This window comes from Aliivibrio wodanis (assembly GCF_052920805.1).
In genome coordinates this window covers 2204224-2227190 of the sequence record NZ_JBREXA010000002.1, presented here as the reverse complement: position 1 = coordinate 2227190, position 22967 = coordinate 2204224, and the positions used below count along the sequence as shown (strand labels likewise).

The following is a 22967-nucleotide window of genomic DNA, read 5'->3' as shown; positions in this document are numbered from 1 at the left end:
ACTCTTAAAAGACAAAATAAAGATGAATGCGAAGCATAGAAAATTGGGTGGCGAAGAATAGCACAATCTACAGTTAATTTGAATGAAATAAATACGCTTATTGAAATAATAATTTTGTGTTAATTCAGCTTGGCACTATCATTAGAGCTTACCAAATCAATTCCCATCTTTTTATTATAGTGGATAGCCCTTTATGCCTTCTCATTTACCTAAATCGTTTAGTAAACCATTTCTGAAAGTTTTCCATATATTGGAAGCGATACTGTTAGTCGCAATTACCTTAGCGACTCTCTTTGCCATGGTAAATGAATTTATCCATGTATTTTCAGTAAGGCAGATCCAATTGACCGATATCTTATTGATGTTTATCTATCTTGAAGTCTTGGCAATGGTGCAGCAATTTGTGATGAACGGTAAAATCCCAGTTCGTTATCCTATCTATATCGCAATGATGGCAATCGCTCGCTACATCACTTTAGGTATGAAGGAATTAGACGCGGTATTGGTCGTATGGTTAGCATTAGCTGCCTTTATTTTAGCCGCGGCGACACTATTGATCCGAGTTGGTCATCACTATTGGCCGTATGAAGCACACCAGAAAAGCAAGCAGTACGATGAATAAAACAGAGCGCTAAATCAAAATTATTAGAGATGATGCGTTCAAACTTATAGAAAAGTCGGCTTACTCACAGATATTCCCTACTCTCAAGGCATGATGTTATTTACAAAAAGTAATCATAAGTAGGTACATTAATGTCAATCGCATTTAAAAGTAGAACCAAATTACAGCTTCTAACAGTGATACCTCTTATCACGATCACAGCTTTAGTTACTTTGGTCTATTACTGGAGTGGAATAAAGAGTGTCGACATAGAAGCCGAAGAGTATCGTTCAGAGTTAGTCGAAACAAAAAAAAGCGAATTACAAGCATATTTAATGATGGGAATTACTGCTGTTAGTGAACTCTATGAGTCTGATATTAATGGTGAGAATAAGGCTCAAGCGAAAGCGATATTAAAAGCTATGCGTTTTGAAAGTGATGGTTATTTCTTTGCTTATGACTCTCAAGGAGTGAACACGCTCCATGCAATTAAACCGCAATTAGAAGGGAAAAATCTTTATAGTTTAAAAGATGAAAATGGTGTTCCCGTGATTGCGGGTTTGATTGATGCCTCTAAAAGCGGAGATGGTTTTCTCTATTTCTCTTGGCATAAACCTTCTATTGATAAACAAGCTCCGAAGCTAGGTTATGCGGAATATATGCCAAAATGGGATTGGGTGTTAGGAACTGGTATTTATATTGATGATATTGACCAACAAGTATCTATGTACCGAACAGATAGAGAGAATCAACTTAGAGATCATACGCTTTCGGCTATTGGATTATCATCTATCGGGTTGATATTAACTATTGTTATGGTGAGTTTTATTGTCGCAAAGGGCATTGCACCACTGCAGCATATAGCCGATTCATTAAAGGATGTTGCTGCGGGTGACGGTGATTTAACCGCGAGATTAAAAATAGAAAGCCAAGATGAAATCGGAGAGGTTGCACAAGCATTCAATGAATTTATGGATAAACTCCATCCTTTAATTAAAGAGATACGCTCGTCAGCACAAGCCGTTAAGCAAGCAGCAAATGATCTAGATAATCAAACATGTGGTGCAAATATTAAGATGCAAACGCATTGTTTAGAGACCGATAAAGTCGTTACTGCCGTTACTGAAATGAGCGCAACCTCTAGAGAAGTTGCTAATAATACCAATGCGACATCTCATGCGATCGAATCGGCAAATGTTCAAATCTCAGAAGCTCAAGAGGAAGTAGATCTAGCGATTAATGGCATTGAAACTTTAGTGAGCGAAGTGAATACAACTTCAGAGGCGATTCAAGAACTCAGTCAGCAAACAGAGAAGATTACGAATGTGCTACAAGTGATCGGTGAAATTGCAAGCCAAACAAATTTATTGGCTCTTAATGCAGCGATTGAAGCGGCGAGAGCTGGAGAACAGGGCCGTGGTTTTGCCGTTGTGGCTGATGAGGTCCGTTCACTAGCAAGTAGAACCCAAAATAGCACTCAAGAAATTGGTGATATGTTACAGTCATTACATGCAGGAGTTGGCTTAGCGGTTAGTACTATGAACACTAGCCAAGAGCGAGGAAATCAAACGGTTGCTGAGTCAGTACAAATTCGAGAAAGTTTGCTTGGTATTCAACAAGCGGTGAGTACGATCCAAGATATGGGGATACAAACGGCTTCAGCGGCAGAGCAGCAAAGTGTAGTAGCAGAAGATATCAATCAAAACTTAGTGGCTATTCAGCATATTGTGAATGAATTAAGTGGTAATTTACAGCAATCTGAAGTGATCAGCTCAACGTTATCAGAATCAGGTGAACAAATGACGTCTTTGGTTGGGAGTTTTAAATTGTAGTGTTATTTAAAGTTATATGCATTAGGAATAACTAACTAAGTAAAGGAGGTTTTCTCCTCCTTTTTAGTTAAAGTTAGTTTTTATTTTATTTCAATTAAGGTCGGTTCTTCCCATTGATTTTTAATAACAAAACCAACCTGACTTTCTTTTGGTGATTCAGATATATAGTAAGCGTAATGTTTATTTGGTTGAGGGTCTTTTAAATCAATATTTAAATAATTCCACTCACGAGTTAAAGCCTTTATTTCTTGTGCTCGTGTTTACATACTCATACCAATACCCTCCACCATAGGCTGGGTAAGACATTTGGCGCCATTCATTATTTGAATTTAACATTTCAGGAGTTTCAGCAATAATTGATGGAGCATAAAGCATCGTCACATAAGCCCACTCAGTGTTCTTCATCTCAATGGTTAGATTGGTTTCGTTGGTAGTAAGGTGAGCATTACCGGTCAGAGTATAAGATTTTGAAAGCCCTAATGATTTCTCAGTTTGGTCATGTGTAACTGAGATAGTTGCTTCCCCTGCCACTTCAATTGCTATAGGTGCATTGTCTATCGTTATATGATCGATACAACGATGACCAAGATTATCATCTATGCATAGTTTGTATCCTGAATTAATGAGCCAATGATAATAACCATTTGAATCCTCTGACATAACATAGAGATTACCCTCTACATCCATAAGAGGCTGCTCCCCTAGTTCAATGGTTTGGTAATTAACTGATACATTCCGAAGCTCTGTTGATCCTGGTGCGTCAGTGGAATTACCATTACAGCCTGAAATAATTATAGCTATTGACGTTATTAATAAAGCCTTTTTCATTTTATCCCTCTTGGAAATATTTATTATTATTTAATTGATTAAAGGTGGTTTTAACATTGGTCGATTTTTAGCATATATAATGAAACTCTTTCGTGATAAATCTTAAAATAATAGATTATTTCTAAAATAAGTTTTCTATATTATTTTTTAGTTTTGGAAAATAGAATTAAATATAAAGAAATCAAATAAAAAGCTTCTGAAAACAGAAGCTTTTTGATGTTTATATTATGGATATTGTAGTAATAATTACTCAATATTCTGAATTTGCTCACGCATTTGTTCGATAAGCACTTTAAGCTCAACGCCAGATGCGGTTACATCGGTGCTGATAGATTTAGACGCTAGCGTATTCGCTTCACGGTTAAACTCTTGCATCATGAAATCAAGTTTACGGCCACAAGCACCGCCTTTCTTCATTACATTAGTGGTTTCTTTTACATGTGAATCTAAACGGTCAAGCTCTTCAGCTACGTCAGATTTTTGAGCAAGAAGAATAAGCTCTTGTTCAACACGAGAAGAATCTAATTCAATTTTCGCATCTTCAAATTTAGTTAGCAGACGATTACGTTGCCACTCTAAAATCTCAGGCATACGAGCGCGAACTTTTGCGGCTTCTGTAGTGATCGCATCTAAACGCTGAACGATCAGTGCTTTCATGTTTTCGCCTTCGCTTGCACGCGCTTCAACGAAATCATTTACAGCCAGTTCAAACTCAGCCAATAGTTCTTTATTGATAGAATCAAAATCTTGCTCAGGCGCTTCCATCACACCTTGCCATTGCAGAACTTGGAAAGGGTTAATATTGCCTTCTCCAGATTCTGTTTTTACCCATTGCGCTGCTTTAATTACTTGACGAGCTAGGTCTTCATTGATTCTTAGTTCACTGCTTGCCGCATTATTAGCTTCAAAACGCAGGTGACATTCCACTTTACCGCGAGCAAGACGCTTACGAAAACGCTCACGTAATACAGGTTCTAAACCACGGAATTGTTCCGGCATGCGGAAATACGTTTCTAAATAACGTTGGTTTACTGAGCGGATTTCCCACACAGCAGTTCCCCAATCGCCTTTTACTTCGCGGCGTGCGTAAGCTGTCATACTGTAGATCATGTAAGCGTCCTCAAATCATCAATAGGAAGGATGATGAATAAAAATATTGGGCATACTATAGCAGATAAGCGCTTTAGGAAGTAATAGCAATCTGAGTCGCTTCAGCACATAGAAAGAAACAGACAGACGCTATGCTTTATTCTTGTACTTGGGTATAATCGCCGACAATTTGTCATAATCAAGGTATCTGCCATGCGTCCTAGCGGAAGAACAGCTCAGCAAGTCCGTCCAATTACTATTACTCGTAACTTTACTGCACACGCAGAAGGGTCTGTATTAGTTGAATTTGGTAATACAAAAGTAATTTGTACTGCAAGTGTTGAAGAAAATGTTCCTCGCTGGTTAAAAGGCAAAGGTAAAGGTTGGGTAACGGCTGAATACGGCATGTTACCTCGTGCTACTCACACACGTAACCGTCGTGAAGCGGCAAGTGGTAAGCAAGGTGGTCGTACGATGGAAATCCAACGTCTGATCGCTCGTAGCCTACGTGCTGCGGTTGACCTAGAAGCATTAGGTGAGCAAATGATCACTGTCGATTGTGATGTTATCCAAGCGGATGGCGGTACACGTACTGCTTCTATCACTGGCGCAAGTGTTGCACTAGCAGACGCTATCAACCACATGATTGCATCGGGTAAGTTAAAAACAAACCCAATGAAAGGGCACGTTGCTGCTGTTTCTGTAGGTATCTATAAAGGCGAAGCGATTTGTGACCTTGAGTACTTAGAAGATTCAGCCGCTGATACCGACATGAACGTTGTAATGATGGAAGACGGCAAGATGATTGAAGTGCAGGGCACGGCAGAAGTAGCTCCGTTCTCTCACCAAGAATTGTTAGATATGCTGGCTCTGGCGCAACAGGGCATCAATGATATCATTGAGCAGCAGAAAGCGGCGTTGGCCGAATAATTGATTTTGATAGCTCCTGATTCAGGGGCTATTTTTTTATGTGTAAAAAAGAAAGAGCTAGAAACTATACGCTACGCTAGCTAGAAACTATAAAAGCAAAAGCACTGATTATATGAGTGCTAATGCTTAAGATATCGATGTGTGCTCTTATAGTCTCTAGGCGAAGAAATATAGTTGGCGTAGCGTATAGTTTTTTATTTTAAATATCACAATACCAAAAAGAGAGAATGAAAATGAAAGCATACCAGCGTGAGTTTATTGAATTTGCACTTGAGAAAGAAGTATTAAAGTTTGGTGAGTTTACTTTAAAGTCTGGCCGTACAAGCCCATATTTTTTTAACGCTGGTCTATTCAATACCGGTCGTGATCTAGCGCGTTTAGGTCGCTTTTATGCAGCGGCATTAGTTGAATCAGGTATTGATTACGATGTGCTATTTGGCCCTGCGTACAAAGGCATTCCAATCGCAACAACGACAGCGGTTGCATTGGCAGATCACCACGATACAGACAAGCCATATTGTTTTAATCGTAAAGAAGCAAAGAATCACGGTGAAGGTGGTAACCTAGTCGGTAGCGCACTTGAAGGTCGAATCATGTTAGTTGATGACGTGATTACAGCAGGTACAGCGATTCGCGAATCAATGGAAATTATTCAGGCAAACGGTGCTGATCTTACTGGTGTTCTTGTTGCGATTGACCGTCAAGAGAAAGGCAAAGGCGAATTATCTGCGATTCAAGAAGTAGAACGCGACTTTGGTTGTTCTATTATTTCAATCGTAAGCTTAACTGACCTTATCTCTTTCTTAGAAGAGAAAGGTGGCAATACTGAGCAACTTGAATCAGTAAAAGCGTACCGTGCTCAATTTGGTATTTAATAACACCTTTTAAGTAATGATCGGTAAGCGGTTGGCTTTGGTTCAGCCGCTTTTTTAGGATCTGGACCTATATTTGGTGGCGTCATATCTACATCTAACCAGTCTTTCATCTTTTGCCATAAAACAGTATCTAATTCTGGATTACTGATTAAGAAACTGTTTCTTTCAGAGAACATATCTTGATATGCCTTATCCTCAGACATGCTTCCCAATAGAGGGTATTTCATGTGCTGCAATACCTTATGAACAAATTCCGTGCCTTGCTTATTCTTCTTACAGCGAGTGATAACAAAAGCCAGTTCAACTTTATTTTTCTTAAAAGCTGGGGATTTAATTAAATCCTTAATAAAGCCCAACATCGAATGCACATCTATAGGTGATGGTTGAACGGGAAATACGATCTTATCAACCATAGAAACATACTTTTCCATTTCAAATTGACTGAAATTAGAAGGAGAATCGATAACTGTAATTTTAGTATCGGCTTCTAAGCGCAGTGCTAATGAGAAAGGCACATTAGAAGAGGGTAAAAATTTGGTGGTTCTTACGTTCTCATTTTTGCTGCCCCAGAAGTAACTGGTACCTTGAGGGTCGAGATCGATAATCTCTGTTTTTACGTTTTGATGAGCATAAAAAGAGGCAATTGCGATAGCAAAGGTTGATTTTCCTGCCCCACCTTTACGATTAATGACAAGAACCTTTTTACATTGTGCTCGTTTATATCCGACTAGCATGGCCACAGACTCTTTGTATTCAATTAATACGGATTATTAAGCAACCAATATGCCATGCAATGTGGTTGATAAAATATTTTATTTTTTAAAGTATGAACTATTACATAAAAAGTAACAATTTCATCTACCATTTTTTATTAAATAGCGCTTCTTTTGTTCAAAGTTACGAGTAAACTGAAATAAGTTATATATTGAGGTTAAGCCCATGCAAGAAAACCATAAGATTTTAGTTGTTGATGATGATGCACGCCTTCGTTCTCTATTAGAGCGTTATTTATCAGAGCAAGGCTTTCAAGTTCGTAGCGTTGCAAATAGCGAACAAATGGATCGCCTATTAGCCCGAGAAACCTTTCATTTAATGGTATTGGACTTAATGTTGCCGGGTGAGGATGGTCTATCTATTTGTCGTCGCTTGCGTAGTAGTAATAACATGTTACCGATTTTAATGTTAACTGCGAAAGGTGATGAGATTGACCGTATTGTTGGTTTAGAGGTTGGTGCAGACGATTACCTACCGAAACCATTTAATCCTCGTGAATTACTGGCTCGTATCCGTGCAGTTTTACGCCGCCAAGTGATTGAAGCACCAGGCGCTCCAAGTGCTGAAGATAAAATGGTTGAATTTGGTGAGTTCCGCTTGAATTTAGGAACACGTGAAATGTTCCGCAATGAAGAACCAATGCCATTAACCTCTGGTGAATTTGCGGTACTTAAATCACTTGTGACTAATATGCGTGAACCAATGTCGCGTGATAAGTTGATGAACATGGCACGTGGCCGTGAGTATTCAGCAATGGAGCGTTCTATTGATGTTCAAATTTCTCGTCTTCGTCGCATGATTGAAGTTGATCCAAGTCGCCCTCGTTATATTCAAACGGTTTGGGGATTGGGTTATGTGTTTGTACCGGATGGGGCTGAGGGATAGGCTATTATTTTGTGCTAGAAACGATACGCTTCGCTAACTAGACCGCTCCGCTTCTATAAAAGAAAGAGCAGAATTCAGATCGCTTCGCTGGCAGAGTTCAGATGTGATCGTGGATATTGCAGCGCCAAAGAAGGTTCTCCCCCTTGAATGATAGGCTATTGAGATTGATATGGTTTATATAAGGGGGAGTTAGAGGGGGTTGTAACTCTTGCTCTTATAGTTTCTAGCTAGCGTAGCGTATAGTCTCTAGCTCTCTTCAAATTTACCGCCAAACAGAGAAAGCCCATGAAAAGTACCTTCGCCAGAACTCTTTTACTCCTCGCATCGCTTCTTATCGCTAGCCAAATATTCTCTTATCTTGCCGTATTCAATTACGCTTTATTACCAAGCTTGCAGCAGTTCAATCGCATTCTCGCTTATGAAGTACGCTTAATGCTAGCAGAAGATGTCACGCTTGAAGATGGCAAAAATGTGCATTTAGGCCAACCATTACGCCGTCAATTATTAGAGCAACTTGGGGTCAGTCTTCATGATGAACATGATCCTGAAATGAAAGAGTATTACCAAGCAAGTCCGGTTGAATTTTTAAGTGAAGAGATGTCGCAAGAGCTTAACTCACCAACAGAAGTGCGCTTGATACTTGGTTCTGATAGCTACGTATTATGGATGAAGAGTGAGGCTATGCCTGAATTTTATATGCGGATCCCACTCTCAGAGCTACAAGAAGAAGATTTTGCCCCATTATTTAGGAACAGTCTATTTATCGCCTTGTTAGTGATCCTTGGTGGCTGGGCATTTATACGGATTCAAAATCGGCCATTGATGGCTCTGCAGACCGCTGCTCGGAAAGTGGGGAAAGGAGAGATCCCAGAGCCGCTACCTGAAAAGGGAGCCTCAGAAATTCAAGCAGTAACTCGTGCTTTTAATCAGATGTCGAAAGGGATCCAGCAATTAGAGCAAGACAGAGCATTATTAATGGCAGGTGTCAGCCATGATATACGAACGCCATTAACTCGTATTCGTTTAGCGACGGAAATGATGTCACCAGCAGATGATTATTTAGCCGAAAGTATGATTAAAGACACTGAAGAGTGTAATGAGATTATCGGTCAGTTTATGGATTACCTTAAACCTGTAGCCAAACAAGATTTTATTGATGTTGATTTAAATACTATCGTTAATGAAGTGATTTTGGCGGAAGGTGGTTATGAGCGTGAAATCAAAACTAACTTGGTTGATATACCTAAATCTATTCATGGTAATGGCGTAGGAATTAAGCGTGTGATCACCAATTTGGTCGTTAATGCCATTCGTTATGGTGGTGATTGGATTTCAGTGTCTACTCGTGTGTCCGCTGATCATAAAACGGCATGGGTGATTATTGAAGATAATGGTCCAGGTATTGATGAAGCGCAATTAGAATCGGTATTTGAACCCTTTACTCGTGGTGATACTGCTCGTGGAAGTGAAGGTACTGGCTTAGGCTTGGCGATAGTAAAACGTATTGTCGGCCAGCATCAAGGTGAAGTGAGTTTAGAGAATCGTCGAGAAGGTGGCTTGAAGGTTCAAGTGATGTTTCCGCTTGGGAGATAAAGGGGAAGAGCAGGGGCGAGATACGAGGACGCTTCGCTCGAGGTGCGAGGAAGAGCAAAAGAGCTAGAATTTAGTTCGCTTTGATTACAGCGTGCACAATACAGTTCCTCCCCTTGAGTGCCAGTCTTACTTGATAGTAATTGTTAATATAAGGGGAGGTTAGGAGGGGTTGTAAACTAGATACTATACGCTAGCGCTAACTAGACCGCTTCGCTCCTATAAGAGCAAAAGCGAGGACACCTGAAACCTAAAATATCACCACATCAGTCATACATGCTTTTATAGTCTCTAGTTAGCGCAGCGTATAGCCTCTAGTTCTTTTCTCGCCTCTGCTCTTAGATCTTCGCTTCTTCTTTCTCTTCTTCAAACGTTTCACTGCTTGGAAGAATGATATTTAGAAGAATCGCCGTCACACCACCTGCTGTTACACCTGATGAGAAGATATTTTTAATCATCTCAGGCATGAACTGAAGGATTTCAGGTTTCTGTGCTAAGCCAAGGCCCATAGAGAAAGACATTGCCATGATAAGGATTGCACGACGGTCTAGTTCAACACGAGAGATAATACGCACACCCGCCGCCGCAATCGTACCGAACATCACAATCGTTGCACCACCAAGAACAGGCTCAGGAATCACTTGAACCATGCTTGCAACACCTGGAAATAAACCAAGAATAACCAACATACCTGCGATGAAGTAACCAACGTAACGGCTAGCAACACCCGTTAGCAAGATCACGCCGTTGTTTTGGCTAAACGTTGAATTAGGGAAGCTGTTGAACGCCGCGGCAATAGCTGAGTTAAGGCCGTCAGCCAATACACCACCTTTAATGCGCTTCATGTAAACCGGGCCTTTCACTGGCTGACCTGATACTTCAGACGTTGCGGTAATATCGCCAATTGCTTCTAAAGCTGTGATTAAGAAAATCAGAACCAGAGGAATAAACAGAGACCAATCAAAGCTTAAGCCATATTGCATTGGAATAGGCAGAGCGATTAAATCAGCTTCATGAGCCATATTGGTATTAAGCATACCCATTGCCCATGCTGCAAGTGTTCCTACACCCATCGCGATAACGATTGATGCCATACGTAAGTAAGGGTTAGTTGCGCGGTTAAGTACCACAATAATAAGTAGAACTGTACCAGCTAGCGCCAGTTTATCTAGACTACCAAATGTGCCATCACCCATAGCAGCATAACCGCCACCCATTGACACTAGGCCAACTTGGATAAGCGTTAAACCAATTAGCGTAACAACAATACCAGAAACCAGTGGAGTAATGATTTTTTGAGCGTATTCAAGAACACGAGATAAGAAGATTTCAGCCGTTGAAGCCACTAAGATAGTACCGAAAATCGCCGCCATCATGGTTGGAACATCAGCACCGCCCGCTTTAAGTGCGAGACCTGCACCAATGATTGGGCCTAAGAAATTGAAACTTGTGCCTTGAACAGAAAGAAGACCTGAACCAATAGGGCCAAAGGTTCTGATTTGGATAAAAGAAGAAATACCAGAAGCGAATAAAGACATACTAATGATGGTATTAGTTTCAGCAGCAGGAACACCAAGCGTCTGACAAATGATCAGAGAAGGCGTAATAATAGCGACAAACATCGCCAATAAATGCTGAAGGGCAGCAAATAAAGTTTGCGGTAGCGGTGGACGCTCATCTAACTGATAAATAAGTTCAGATGGTTTTGTAGTGCTGTTTTTAACGGTCATGGCCGATATTCCTAATTGTTTAACGTTGTCTTCATGGTTCGCTGAATGGGAGCATGAAGTGAGAAGGTATCAATCTGTGATTGCTGTTAATCAGAACCTGTCTCGATTGGGGTTGATTGATTAAATGAGTGTTTAATCAATTGGGACGGTATTCTACGGATAAAAAAACAGAAAGCAATCGTTTGCTAAGGGTTTTTTAAGGGGAGGGGAAGAGTAGGGTTCAGGTCTCAGGTTTCAGGAAGATCAAAAGCCAGTACCTCTGAACTCTGCCAGCGAAGCGTTCTGAAACCTAAAATATCACCACATCAGTCATACAGGCTTTTATAGTCTCTAGTCAGCGCAGCGTATAGCCTCTAGTTCCGCCCCGTTCGACAAACCGCATACACATCAATTTTTTCAACACCAGCAGCCCTCAACTCCGCACACAGTAAATTAATAGTCGCCCCAGTAGTCACCACATCATCTACTATCGCTACGTGTTTTTCTTTAATCGGCTTTACCACCTTAAATGCTCCAAGCAAATTGGTTTGGCGGAAGGCTCGGGACAAACCTTTCTGAGGACGAGTTGCTTTAATACGTTTGATTATTTTGGTATCGCAACGAGTGATATTATTTTTATGATTTAATTGCTTCTCTATCGCCCAAGCTAAGAGATCGCTTTGATTATAAGAACGCCACCAAAATCGTTTCCAGTGCAAAGGAACAGGAATAATTAAAGGGGCAGGATCGGAGATACGTTGACTGAGTAATATTCCGATATCATAGGCTAGCCAGAAATGTTGTGAATACTTGAGTCTATGTACGTATTCACTTAATGGTTCAGAATAATCACTGATACAAAATAAACGATCCCATTGTGGTGGATGGGTTAAACACTCTCCACAACAATCAGTAGCATGCTCAGTTTGTAGGCCACATTGCTGACAGCGTGGTTTATTAGGCATTAAATTAAGGCATTTTGAGCACCAGATAGTATCAGAAGGAGGCATGCTAAGACGGCAGTAATCACAATAGCAATTAGCAAATTTTTGCATTGACCTTCGCAGTTGAACCTGATGAACACTTAAACCTCATTAATCAATTTAAATATGAATAGGTAGTGTAAATGACAACCCCTCTTTATTGGCAAACGGAAGGCGAAGGTTCCGATCTGGTTCTCATTCATGGATGGGGAATGAACGGTGCAGTGTGGCAACCGATTGTTGAACAACTCAGTGCCGATTATAAAGTTCATACGGTTGATTTATCAGGATACGGGCATAGTGCAGAGCTCGGGAGTGCTGATTTTGATCAGATGGTGACACAAGTTTTAGCGCAAGCTCCTGAAAAAGCGGCTTGGTTAGGTTGGTCACTTGGTGGATTGATTGCAACGCAAGCGGCATTAGTTGCACCTGATCGTATTACTCAATTGATAACGGTAGCTAGTTCCCCTAGGTTTTCTGCTGATAAAGGGTGGCGAGGCATTAAATCTATTGTATTGTCTCAATTTACAGAGCAATTAAAACAAGACTTTAGGCTAACCGTTGAGCGCTTCATGGCACTGCAAGCGATGGGTAGTCCGAATGCAAAACAAGATATTAAACAAGTAAAAAATGCTGTGTTTTCAAGACCGATACCAAATCAAGAAGCATTAGCTACAGGTTTGTCTATACTTGCCGATATAGATCTACGGGATACTATTTCTCAGTTATCGATGCCGGTATGTCGAATGTACGGCCGGTTGGATGGGTTAGTTCCGATTAAAGTCGCTCATGATATGGATGATGTCATACCAAACTCAGCTAAAATTATTTTTGATAGTGCATCTCATGCTCCATTTATTTCACACAGCACTGAGTTTATTGCTGAATTACGCTCTTTTTTAAATCTGCATAATAAATAGTGTTGATTTACAAAGATAAGGAAACGTTTTATGAACTTTTCAACTAACAGTATTAGTGTGCCTCTGATAGCACCTTCTGTTAATTTGCCGACAGAACAAGTAGCACGAGAAAATCGTGTTAAAAAGCCTGTTGTGCCAACGACAAAGATGAGTAAAGCGACCTCAGAAAAAGCAATTAAAGAGGATGATAAACAGCATAAACGAGATTCATGGGAGCCCTCAGATCATCCAGGCTATGATGTAGCAGAAGAAAAAGAAGATACGAAGCCTCACATTGGTACGTTATATGACATTGATGATGATTTGGCGAAGTTAGCTCGTTTATTATCGATTGATACGTATTCGCAAGGTCAAGAGACAGGTTATACGATGCGCTTTAATCTTCCGAAAGAGCTATTAGAAAGATTAGCTGAAATGGGAAGAATGGTTCGTCGTAGAAGTGTGATCAGTTTTCATTATGATAAAGCGGTAGTGCCGAATAATCCGTCAGATATATTGGCGGTGCTTTGAAACTAGAGACTATACGCTAGCGCTAACTAGACCGCTTCGCTTCTATAAGAGCAAAAGCGAAGGGTTCAGGTCTCAGGTTTCAGGAAGTTCAAAAGCGAGTACACCTGAAACCTGCAAGCGTAGCGTCCTGAAACCTAAGTTATCACCACGCCAGCCATACATGCTCTTATAGTTTCTAGTTAGCGAAGCGTATAGTTTCTAGCTTCGCTTTCCACATTTCTACTTCTTCGCCTTCGCAAATGCCGCAGCAAACGCGCCACCCATTGCCGCATTACCAGTATCGTTATTACTGCGCTGTTGTCTTGTAGAAGAAGGTCTCGGCGCTTGAGCTCGCTCATTACGTTGCTGTGGTTTGTTTGATTGACGTTGAGGACGGTTATCTTCCCCCGGTGTATCATTCAAACGCATAGTCAGAGCGATACGCTTACGTTGAGCATCCACTTCCATCACTTTCACTTTCACGATATCGCCAGCTTTAACCACCTCACGTGGGTCAGAGACAAACGTATCACTCAGCGCAGAGATATGAACCAAACCATCTTGGTGAACACCGATATCAACAAACGCACCAAAGTTCGCCACGTTAGATACCACGCCTTCCAATATCATGCCTAATTCAAGATCAGATACCGTGTTTACGCCATCTGCAAAGGTCGCTGTTTTAAACTCAGGACGCGGATCTCGGCCCGGTTTATCAAGTTCTGAAATAATGTCAGTGACGGTTGGTAAACCAAAATCAGCACTGATGTAATCGTTCGCAGCTACTGAGCGCAAGAACTCGCTATTACCAATGATCGCATCAATCGCTTTGTTGTTTTTCTCTGCCATCGCTTTAACCACAGGGTAAGCTTCAGGGTGAACAGCAGAGGCATCTAATGGGTTTTTACCATTCATCACACGTAAGAAACCAGCACATTGTTCAAACGCCTTTGGCCCTAAACGAGCGACTTTTTTCAAGGTGATACGATTTTCAAAGCGACCATTTTCGTCACGGTAATCCACGATATTTTGCGCGATCGTCATTGATAAGCCAGCAACTCGCGTTAATAGTGCAGAAGATGCTGTATTTACATCAACACCGACGGCATTTACACAGTCTTCAATTACAGCATCTAGCTTCTTCGCTAATTGGCTTTGGCTAACATCGTGTTGATATTGACCGACACCGATCGCTTTAGGGTCAATTTTAACTAACTCAGCCAGTGGATCTTGTAGACGACGAGCGATAGAAACCGCACCACGGATTGATACATCTAAATCTGGGAACTCTTTTGCCGCTAACTCAGACGCTGAATAGACAGAAGCCCCAGCTTCACTTACGATAATCTTGGTTGCCGATAAACCTGATTTTTTAAGTAAATCACCCACAAAGGCATCGGTTTCACGTGAGGCAGTACCATTACCAATCGCAATCAAATCGACATTATGACGCTTGATTAAGGTTTCAATAATCTGTGCTGATTGCGCTACTTTATTGTGAGGTTGGTTTTGATAAATAGTATCTGTAGCCAATACTTTACCAGTAGCATCAACCACCGCGACTTTAGTACCTGTACGTAAACCAGGATCTAAGCCTAATGTTGTTTTCAGGCCAGCAGGAGCGGCCATTAATAGGTCTTTCAAGTTAGTCGCAAATACATCAATCGCTTCGTTTTCAGACCGCTCTTTTAAGCCACCCATTAACTCGGTTTCCATGTGCATTAAAATCTTAATGCGCCATGTCCAACTGATCACTTGCTTGCGCCATAAATCAGCAGGTTGAGAGCCTAAGGTAATGCCGTAATGATTAGCGATGATGATTTCACAGTAAGAGCCACGAACGCCTTCTTCTTGATTTGGATCGGCATTAAGAGAAAGCTGTAAAAAACCTTCATTGCGACCACGAAGCATCGCAAGAGCACGGTGAGAAGGGATACGTGTTAGCTTTTCATTATGCTCAAAGTAATCTTTAAATTTCTCGCCTGCGTGTTCTTGGCCATCGACCATTTTAGAGCTTAGTTCGGCATTCGTAGTTAAATAGTTACGCACTTTCTCTAATAAGTTAGCGTCTTCAGCCATACGCTCCATCAAAATTGCACGAGCACCATCAAGCACGGCTTTGGTATCAGCAAACCCTTTATCGGCATCAACATACGATTGAGCGGCATCTTCAGGGTTATTTTCAGGTTGGGTCCACAGTAAATCAGCCAGTGGTTCAATACCTGCTTCAATTGCAATTTGGCCTTTAGTGCGACGTTTACGTTTGAATGGTAAATACAAATCTTCAAGACGAGTTTTGCTGTCGGCACCTAAAATCTCACGCTCTAATTCAGGCGTCAGTTTTTCTTGTTCATTGATCGATTTTAGAATGGTTTTACGGCGGTCATCCAATTCTCGTAAGTAAGTTAAACGCGTATCAAGGGTGCGAAGTTGAGTATCGTCCAAACCTTCTGTTACTTCTTTACGGTAACGAGCAATAAATGGAATAGTGCTGCCTTCGTCAATTAATTGAACAGCTGCGGCAACTTGTTGAGGGCGAACGTTAAGTTCTTGGGCAATTATATTTATTATCATTTTGATTCTTTTTTAATTAATTAAAAGCGTGTGATTAGGCTATTTGTTTTAACTAGAGACTATACGTTTCACTAACTAGAAACTATAAGAGCATGTATGACTGATTTGGAAAGTACCGTTTTAATCGGTTCATGCTTTTTCTTTTATAGTTTCTAGAGCGAAGCGTTCTAGTTAGCGCAGCGTATAGTTCTTAGTATTTTATCGAATTTACAAACCATTCTTTATCCCCCTCAGGCGTTTTCACTACCGCTTCTTCATCGATTTCTTTCTTGATGAGAGCTCGCGCCATAGGGGAATCAATAGAAATGTAATCATGGCGGCCAAAAATTTCATCTGGGCCTACAATGCGAAAAGAGAGGGTATCACCTTGTTCGTTTTCAATCTCAACGAACGCACCGAAAAAGATTTTGCCATCTTGCTGAGGGGAGTAATCAACGACTTTTACTTGATCCAAACGCTTACGCAAATAGCGTACACGGCGGTCAATTTCACGTAGGCGTTTCTTATTGTATTGGTAATCGGCATTTTCGCTACGATCACCTAAGCTTGCCGCCCAAGTCACTTTCTTGGTGACTTCGGGCCGCTCTTCCTTCCATAGAAACGTGAGTTCATCTTGTAATTTATTGAATCCCTCACGTGTAATTAAATTGGTTTTCATTATCTACCCTGATAAACCTAGTCGTAGCGACTGCTTTTTCTGATATTTGGATCTTCCATGGTTTTAAAACGTTTATGTAGCCACATCCATTGAGGAAGACCTCGTAAAATGACTTTTTCAATCGCTTTATTCATCACCGTAGCAGCACCGATAGCATCTTTTCTTGGGAAGTCAGCACTAATATCATTATCAATTTGAAGATGATAATTATTATAGGTTCTAAAGCTTGAAGCCGTAATTACTGCACATTTACTCGCATCAACTAAAACCCCAGTTCCTGCGGTAGTACAGGCGTCTTTTACGGCAAAGAAAGGAACAAAAACAGAATGCTTACGATTGTAATCGTGATCTGGTAAATACCATAAGCGACCACCTTTACGCAGTATTTTTAGCATGCCTTTTACGTCTTTTCTATCCACCATTTGATGACCGAAACGAGTTCGTCCCCAATATTGAATAAAATCATAAGCAGGGTTTGTGTGTGGACGATAAACCCCATAACCAGGAGCAAATAGAGAGAACGCACGAGCGGTTAATTCAAGATTTAATGAATGAACACACACCACTAATACACCACGACCTTGAGCTTCTAAATCCAACAGTTGTTGTTTGTTCTCAAAGCTAAAATGTTTTTCAATACGCCAATTAGGCCAAACCCATGCCATTGCCGTTTCAAGAGCCGCTAATCCAGAGTTCTTGAAGTTTTCGACAATGATAGTTTCACGTTCTACTGAGTCCATTTCAGGAAAAGCTAATTCTAAATTACGGCGTGCAACATGAGCGCGTGAACTGCCCAACTTTAAGCCTAATTTACCTAGGCTTCGTCCTAATTTGTAACTGGCTTTATAAGGTAAAAGCGTTACGAGAGTAAAAATAAGACCAAAGCCAAGCCATACACCCCAATATTTAGGATGAAGAAGTGCAGTCGAAAATTGAGGTGCTTGATAATTTGACATTATAAACCTGTTTTATTTTTAGCGATTATTGAATTTGGGCATTCAATAGCGCCCAATACTCATTAAAATTTTCTGTTGGTTGATATTTAAAATCAGAACGAACAAAGCGGCAGAAGCTACCTTCTATTTGACCAATGAGTTGTGCAGCAAGAATCGCTTCATCAACGGGGAAAGCTTTACCTTCACGCAGCATACGTTCACGTAGTATCTGTTTAAATTGCAGCTCTATACGCTCAAATAATTGATTCATACGTCCACGCAGACGCTCATTTTCAAACATCAAAGCATGGCCTGTCATAATACGAGTTAGCCCTGGGTTACGTTCAGCAAAAGCTAACAATAGTTTTAAGAGTAGCTCTATTCGCTTTAACGTGTCTTTTTCATCTTCAATAATACGATTGATACGAGAAAAGAGAGATTCTTCAATAAATTCAATTAAGCCTTCAAACATTTTTGCTTTGCTTGGAAAGTGGCGATATAACGCGGCTTCAGAGACTCCGACTTGTTTCGCTAATTTCGCAGTGGTTATACGAGAAGCGCCTTCATTAGATTCCAGCATTTCGGCAAGTGCTTGTAGTATCTCATCACGACGATTTGTTTTTTTTGTTGTCGTCATTGTGGTTCCTTTGTCTTTTTTATTTAATGGTTCTAGATTATTTTTACTAGAAACTAGAAACTAGAAACTAGAAACTAGAAACTAGAAACTAGAAACTAGAAACTAGAAACTAGACCGCTTCGCTCCTATAAGAGCAAAGCAGGTTTCAGTTTTCAGGGGTACTTGCTCTTGCTTTTATAGTCTCTAGTCAGCGCAGCGTATAGTCTCTAGTCTCGCAACTACTTCCAACATAATCGCCTTACCTAATTCAGATTTAGCGGCCAACGGTAATGCTTTATCTCCATTTTTCCAATATAAATGAAGGGCATTATTATCGCTATTAAAGCCTTGTCCTTGAACTGAGACATCGTTCGCACAGATCATATCCAAGTTCTTTCGTTCTAATTTGTCACGAGCGTATTTTTCAACTTCTTGAGTTTCAGCGGCAAACCCAATAGTGAATGGACGTTGCTCTGTCATTGCAGCAACAGAAGCAACAATATCAGGATTTTTTACCATTTGGATTGTCATGCCATCTTCATCAGCGGTTTTCTTCAACTTCTGCTCTGATATTTGATTTGGTTTAAAATCAGCGACTGCTGCGCATGCAATGAAGATCGCGTGAGACGGTGCATGCTTCATTACTGCACTATGCATTTGTTCTGCGCTCTCTACATTAATGCGCTCAACATTTTCAGGAGTAGCTAGATTAACAGGGCCACTGACTAAGGTTACTTTTGCTCCTAGTTGTGCCGCTGCTTCTGCAATCGAAAATCCCATTTTTCCTGAGCTATGGTTCGAGATATAACGAACTGGGTCAATGGCTTCACGCGTTGGACCTGCGGTAATTAATAATGATGTACCTTCCAACGGTTTTTGTTCATGAAGGTCTGCTTGAAAAAAGCGTTCACATAAATGAACGAGATCCATTGGCTCAAGCATTCTACCCATACCAACATCGCCACAAGCTTGTTGACCTGCTGCTGGTCCCCAAATATGCAGGCCACGACGCTTAAGAGTCGCAATATTCTCTTGAGTAGCTTGATTCATATACATTTGCTGATTCATCGCAGGAGAAACTGCAATAGGAGAATCGGTTGCAAGAACTAGGGTGCTTAGTAAATCATTACCCATGCCAGCTGCTATTCGTGCAATTAAGTCTGCCGTTGCAGGAGCTAATAAAACAATATCAGCCCATTTAGCGAGCTCAATATGTCCCATTGAGGCTTCTGCTGCAGGATCTAATAAACTGTCAGCAACAGGATGACCTGAAACGGCTTGCATAGTTAATGGCGTAATAAATTCTTTTGCTGCGGTTGTCATGACAACACGAACTTCAGCGCCTCGTTCACTAAGCCTACGAGTCAGTTCAGCGCATTTATATGCAGCAATACCGCCGCTGATGCCAAGAAGAATATGTTTCCCTGCAAGAGATGTCATGACACTAATTACCTTTAAGTGATTCATCGTAAAGTGCGCTAACCATATCATAATTTTTTTTCAGAGTGATGTACTTCAATCTCTTAGGGTAAGTAAATAAGCAAAAACATAATTGCAATCAAGCTTTGAACCTAGCCGAAGGCTAATGAATAAAAAAGGCGTGAGAATAAAATTGATCGTAGCCTGTATAAATAATAAACACTAGATGGCGCGTTTTATGTCTTTAATGAATTTACCGGAAGAATCACGTCCAAGAGAAAAATTACTCGCCCTAGGGCCAAAATCCTTAACTGATGCAGAGTTACTGGCTATTTTTCTTCGCACAGGTATTAAGGGAATGAATGCTATTGAGTTAGCGGATAAGTTATTAAAAGAGTTCGGATCGTTAAGAAGCTTATTGGGTTCGAATGAGAATGAGTTTTGCAGCCATAAAGGATTAGGAACAGCAAAGTTTGCTCAGTTACAAGCTGTGGTTGAGATGACTGAGCGTTATTTATTGGAAAAGATTGAAAAAGAAGATGCACTGACTAGCCCTGAACATACAAAACGTTATTTAACTCGAATGTTGAGAGATCGTCACCGTGAAGCTTTCTATGTTCTCTTTCTTGATAACCAGCATAGAGTGTTAAAAGGGGAGGTATTGTTCGAAGGAACTATCGACGCTGCTGCAGTCTATCCAAGAGAAGTTGTAAAAAGATCGATAGATTATAATGCAGCGGCCATCATTTTAGCGCATAATCACCCTTCCGGCGTTGCCGAACCAAGTCAAGCTGACAGAAGGATAACAAAACGTATCTCAGATGCAGTGGAATTGGTAGATATCCGAGTCCTTGATCACTTTGTGATTGGTGATGGAGAAATAGTCTCTTTTGCCGAAAGGGGTTGGATTTGAGTGTTTTTTTGACCGATTGAATAAAAAAAACACAAAAAATAGCAAAAAGGATCCCTTTGGGTCTTGAGCAATGCGCATTCAGTTAGTATAATGCGCGACCTTTGATAGCCTTGAATTAGATTTTTCGTTAAGAAATATCTAGTGGTTTTTTGCCACCAAGGTGATATCGAGCTGAAACGATTTGGAGAAGACAGCAATGTCCCGAGTATGCCAAGTAACTGGTAAGCGTCCTGCAGTTGGTAACAACCGCTCACACGCAAAAAATGCCACCAAGCGTCGTTTTCTGCCGAACCTACAAACTCATCGTTTCTGGGTAGAAAGCGAAAAACGCTTCGTTAAACTTCGTCTTACCGCTAAAGGTATGCGTATCATTGATAAGAAAGGCATCGATGCCGTTCTTTCTGATATGCGTGCTCGTGGCGAGAACGTTTAAGAGGATCTAGAAAATGGCTAAAGGCGCACGTGAGAAAATCAAGTTAGTATCAACTGCTAACACTGGTCACTTCTACACAACTGATAAGAACAAACGTAACATGCCTGGTAAAATGGAGATCAAAAAGTTTGATCCTGTTGTACGTCAGCACGTTCTTTACAAAGAAGCTAAAATCAAGTAATTCGATTACTGGTTCTAACTTAATAATATTAAAACCCAGCCTTGTTGCTGGGTTTTTTTTTACGTGAAAGAAACTAGAAACTATACGTGATGCTAACTAGACCGCTTCGCTTGCAGAGTTGAGAGGCACTTGCTTTTTCTCTTATAGTTTCTAGTTAGCGAAGCGTATAGTCTCTAGTTTCAAATATCATATGCTGAAATCGCAACGTTCACCTCTGAACTCTGCTTTAAAGGATTTAAAATGAAAAAACCATCACGCCGCAAATACAACAACATGCTGATCATCTTTGTATTACTCTTCATTGGCGTACTACAAGCCCCGCAGCTGATCAAAACCTACTTACTTGAACCAAAACAACAAGTAGAAATGGCAACAGGTGTTCAATCTCTTTTTGAGGGCACGAACCTTATCCAAAAAATGCACTTTGTTGATCATGATGTTACTTCCAATACATCAGAGCAAGACACCAAACTTATTGATCGTTGGTTTACTCTTGAGGGAACAGTACTTAATGAAGGATCAGTGAAAGTCCTTAAAACTAAGTTACCGGCACCAAGCACGGTAGAAGTATGGTTAGAGAACCAAGAAGAGCCGCAGCGTGTGACTATTTATCGAGCGCCGAACTTTTGGATGATGCAGAATTGGCAAGGTGAATGGATAGCAGTGAGTGCGGAAGCAGGCTATTTGTTTAAAAACTAGAGGCTATACGCTTCGCTAACTAGAAACTATAAGAGCATGTATGACTGGTGTATTAATGCTTTATATTTCAGGGGTATTTACTTTGATCCTCCTGAAACCTGAAACCTGAAACCTGAAACCTGAAACCTGAAACCTTCGCTTTTACTTTTATAGGAGCGAAGCGGTCTAGTTAGTGCAGCGTATAGTTTCTAGAAATTATTTTAAAAAGGATCAAAAATGCCAGAATTGCCAGAAGTCGAAACTAGTCGCCTAGGAATAACACCGCACCTACAAGGACAAACTATCAAAGCCATTATTGTAAGAGTTGAGAAGTTGCGCTGGCCCATCCCTCAAGAGCTGCAATTATTAGTTGGACAAAGAATCCAATCTATTCGTCGTCGTGCTAAATATTTACTGATTGATACCCCAACAGGTAGCGCTATTATTCATCTTGGTATGTCGGGAAGCCTACGAGTACTGGATGAAAGTATTTCTGTCGCTAAACATGATCACGTCGATCTGATTTTAGATAATGGTAAAGTTTTACGTTATAACGATCCTCGTAAGTTTGGATCTTGGTTATATGCAGCAGTCGGTGTTGATCATGATGTATTAGCAAAGCTAGGACCAGAACCCCTAACTGATACTTTTAATGCCGAATATTTTTCAGAAAAAGCCAAAAATAAGAAAACCGTCGTAAAGCAGTTTGTTATGAATAATGCTGTAGTGGTAGGCGTTGGGAATATCTATGCTAGTGAATCTTTATTTATGGCTAAAATACATCCTAAAACTCCAGTTGGCGAGTTAACGCAACCACAAATATTACGATTAGTGAGCGAAATAAAAAGTGTGTTAGCAACGGCAATTAAGCAAGGTGGAACGACGTTAAAAGATTTTAATCAAGTAGATGGAAAGCCTGGTTATTTTGCACAAGAATTGCATGTTTACGGACGAGCCGGAAAAGCGTGTTTAATTTGTCAGTCACTGATCCAAGAAGAGAAAATAGGGCAAAGAAATACCTTTTGGTGTGAAACCTGCCAACCCTATAAATAAAC

At 40.6% G+C, this 22967-nt stretch carries 23 protein-coding genes; 13 read left to right on the top strand and 10 right to left on the bottom strand.

The annotated features are described in order from the left end of the window. Nucleotides 1-193: 193 nt before the first annotated feature. Together ACU5DF_RS18245 and ACU5DF_RS18240 are read left to right on the top strand one after the other, a co-directional pair. Complete coding sequence (locus ACU5DF_RS18245; protein ID WP_045100925.1) at nt 194-622, top strand: phosphate-starvation-inducible protein PsiE; 429 nt, start codon at nt 194-196, stop codon at nt 620-622. 131 nt (nt 623-753) lie between these two features. Next, nucleotides 754-2433 (top strand): methyl-accepting chemotaxis protein, encoded by a 1680-nt coding sequence (locus ACU5DF_RS18240; RefSeq protein ID WP_446713793.1) that lies wholly within the window; start codon nt 754-756, stop codon nt 2431-2433. A gap of 225 nt (nt 2434-2658) precedes the next feature. On the opposite strand, the gene ACU5DF_RS18235 is transcribed toward ACU5DF_RS18240, so the two are convergent. After that, a complete protein-coding gene (locus tag ACU5DF_RS18235) occupies nt 2659-3261 on the bottom strand; it encodes a hypothetical protein (protein ID WP_446713792.1) in 603 nt (200 codons plus the stop codon). A gap of 246 nt (nt 3262-3507) precedes the next feature. Next, nucleotides 3508-4371, bottom strand: coding sequence for a YicC/YloC family endoribonuclease (locus ACU5DF_RS18230; RefSeq protein ID WP_045100927.1), 864 nt, complete (start codon nt 4369-4371; stop codon nt 3508-3510). A 192-nt stretch (nt 4372-4563) separates the two neighbouring features. Between ACU5DF_RS18230 and rph the strand changes: the two genes are divergently transcribed. Beyond that, nucleotides 4564-5280 carry a ribonuclease PH gene (gene rph / locus ACU5DF_RS18225; protein WP_446713791.1) on the top strand — a complete coding sequence of 239 codons (717 nt, stop codon included), beginning with the start codon at nt 4564-4566 and terminating at the stop codon, nt 5278-5280. A 233-nt stretch (nt 5281-5513) separates the two neighbouring features. After that, the gene (gene pyrE, locus ACU5DF_RS18220; RefSeq protein ID WP_446714272.1) at nt 5514-6155 is read left to right on the top strand and encodes an orotate phosphoribosyltransferase; all 642 of its coding nucleotides are present in this window, start codon (nt 5514-5516) and stop codon (nt 6153-6155) included. Here the strand turns inward: pyrE and ACU5DF_RS18215 are convergent. Then, nucleotides 6152-6889 (bottom strand): ParA family protein, encoded by a 738-nt coding sequence (locus tag ACU5DF_RS18215; RefSeq protein ID WP_045100930.1) that lies wholly within the window; start codon nt 6887-6889, stop codon nt 6152-6154. The genes pyrE and ACU5DF_RS18215 overlap by 4 nt on opposite strands. Before the next feature lie 205 nt (nt 6890-7094). Between ACU5DF_RS18215 and ompR the strand changes: the two genes are divergently transcribed. Together ompR and envZ are read left to right on the top strand one after the other, a co-directional pair. Continuing rightward, nucleotides 7095-7814: an osmolarity response regulator transcription factor OmpR gene (gene ompR / locus ACU5DF_RS18210; protein WP_446713790.1), complete on the top strand. Its 720-nt coding sequence runs from the start codon at nt 7095-7097 to the stop codon at nt 7812-7814. 285 nt (nt 7815-8099) lie between these two features. After that, nucleotides 8100-9407, top strand: a complete 1308-nt coding sequence (gene envZ, locus ACU5DF_RS18205; protein ID WP_446713789.1) for a two-component system sensor histidine kinase EnvZ — start codon at nt 8100-8102, stop codon at nt 9405-9407. A 335-nt stretch (nt 9408-9742) separates the two neighbouring features. On the opposite strand, the gene ACU5DF_RS18200 is transcribed toward envZ, so the two are convergent. Then, on the bottom strand, nt 9743-11134 hold the full coding sequence (locus ACU5DF_RS18200; RefSeq protein ID WP_446713788.1) for a uracil-xanthine permease family protein: 1392 nt from the start codon (nt 11132-11134) through the stop codon (nt 9743-9745). Between the two features lie 353 nt (nt 11135-11487). Next, nucleotides 11488-12078 carry a ComF family protein gene (locus ACU5DF_RS18195; RefSeq protein WP_446713787.1) on the bottom strand — a complete coding sequence of 197 codons (591 nt, stop codon included), beginning with the start codon at nt 12076-12078 and terminating at the stop codon, nt 11488-11490. Between the two features lie 161 nt (nt 12079-12239). Here ACU5DF_RS18195 and bioH point away from each other — a divergent pair, with 161 nt between their 5' ends. Both bioH and ACU5DF_RS18185 read left to right on the top strand, forming a co-directional pair. Then, entirely contained in the window at nt 12240-13016 is a 777-nt protein-coding gene (bioH, locus tag ACU5DF_RS18190) for a pimeloyl-ACP methyl ester esterase BioH (protein WP_446713786.1), read from the top strand. A 30-nt stretch (nt 13017-13046) separates the two neighbouring features. Next, nucleotides 13047-13526 (top strand): hypothetical protein, encoded by a 480-nt coding sequence (locus tag ACU5DF_RS18185; protein WP_045100936.1) that lies wholly within the window; start codon nt 13047-13049, stop codon nt 13524-13526. Nucleotides 13527-13745: 219 nt separating this feature from the next. Here ACU5DF_RS18185 and ACU5DF_RS18180 read toward each other — a convergent pair whose 3' ends face one another. From ACU5DF_RS18180 to coaBC, 5 genes are all read right to left on the bottom strand, one after another. Continuing rightward, on the bottom strand, nt 13746-16079 hold the full coding sequence (locus ACU5DF_RS18180; protein ID WP_446713785.1) for a Tex family protein: 2334 nt from the start codon (nt 16077-16079) through the stop codon (nt 13746-13748). Between the two features lie 190 nt (nt 16080-16269). Beyond that, on the bottom strand, nt 16270-16737 hold the full coding sequence (gene greB / locus ACU5DF_RS18175; RefSeq protein ID WP_045100938.1) for a transcription elongation factor GreB: 468 nt from the start codon (nt 16735-16737) through the stop codon (nt 16270-16272). A gap of 17 nt (nt 16738-16754) precedes the next feature. Continuing rightward, complete coding sequence (locus tag ACU5DF_RS18170; protein WP_446713784.1) at nt 16755-17693, bottom strand: Kdo(2)-lipid IV(A) acyltransferase; 939 nt, start codon at nt 17691-17693, stop codon at nt 16755-16757. Nucleotides 17694-17718: 25 nt separating this feature from the next. Continuing rightward, the gene (gene slmA, locus ACU5DF_RS18165) at nt 17719-18309 is read right to left on the bottom strand and encodes a nucleoid occlusion factor SlmA (protein ID WP_045100940.1); all 591 of its coding nucleotides are present in this window, start codon (nt 18307-18309) and stop codon (nt 17719-17721) included. A 183-nt stretch (nt 18310-18492) separates the two neighbouring features. Next, nucleotides 18493-19728: a bifunctional phosphopantothenoylcysteine decarboxylase/phosphopantothenate--cysteine ligase CoaBC gene (coaBC, locus tag ACU5DF_RS18160; RefSeq protein WP_446713783.1), complete on the bottom strand. Its 1236-nt coding sequence runs from the start codon at nt 19726-19728 to the stop codon at nt 18493-18495. 217 nt (nt 19729-19945) lie between these two features. Between coaBC and radC the strand changes: the two genes are divergently transcribed. The 5 genes from radC (at nt 19946) to mutM (ending at nt 22965) form a co-directional block, all read left to right on the top strand. Further along, the gene (gene radC, locus ACU5DF_RS18155) at nt 19946-20620 is read left to right on the top strand and encodes a RadC family protein (RefSeq protein WP_045100942.1); all 675 of its coding nucleotides are present in this window, start codon (nt 19946-19948) and stop codon (nt 20618-20620) included. A gap of 196 nt (nt 20621-20816) precedes the next feature. Beyond that, the gene (gene rpmB / locus ACU5DF_RS18150; protein ID WP_045100943.1) at nt 20817-21053 is read left to right on the top strand and encodes a 50S ribosomal protein L28; all 237 of its coding nucleotides are present in this window, start codon (nt 20817-20819) and stop codon (nt 21051-21053) included. Nucleotides 21054-21066: 13 nt separating this feature from the next. Next, complete coding sequence (gene rpmG / locus ACU5DF_RS18145) at nt 21067-21234, top strand: 50S ribosomal protein L33 (protein WP_012549068.1); 168 nt, start codon at nt 21067-21069, stop codon at nt 21232-21234. 240 nt (nt 21235-21474) lie between these two features. Continuing rightward, nucleotides 21475-21933 (top strand): hypothetical protein, encoded by a 459-nt coding sequence (locus ACU5DF_RS18140; RefSeq protein WP_446713782.1) that lies wholly within the window; start codon nt 21475-21477, stop codon nt 21931-21933. Nucleotides 21934-22149: 216 nt separating this feature from the next. Then, nucleotides 22150-22965: a bifunctional DNA-formamidopyrimidine glycosylase/DNA-(apurinic or apyrimidinic site) lyase gene (gene mutM / locus ACU5DF_RS18135; protein WP_446713781.1), complete on the top strand. Its 816-nt coding sequence runs from the start codon at nt 22150-22152 to the stop codon at nt 22963-22965. The last annotated feature ends 2 nt before the right edge of the window (nt 22966-22967 follow it).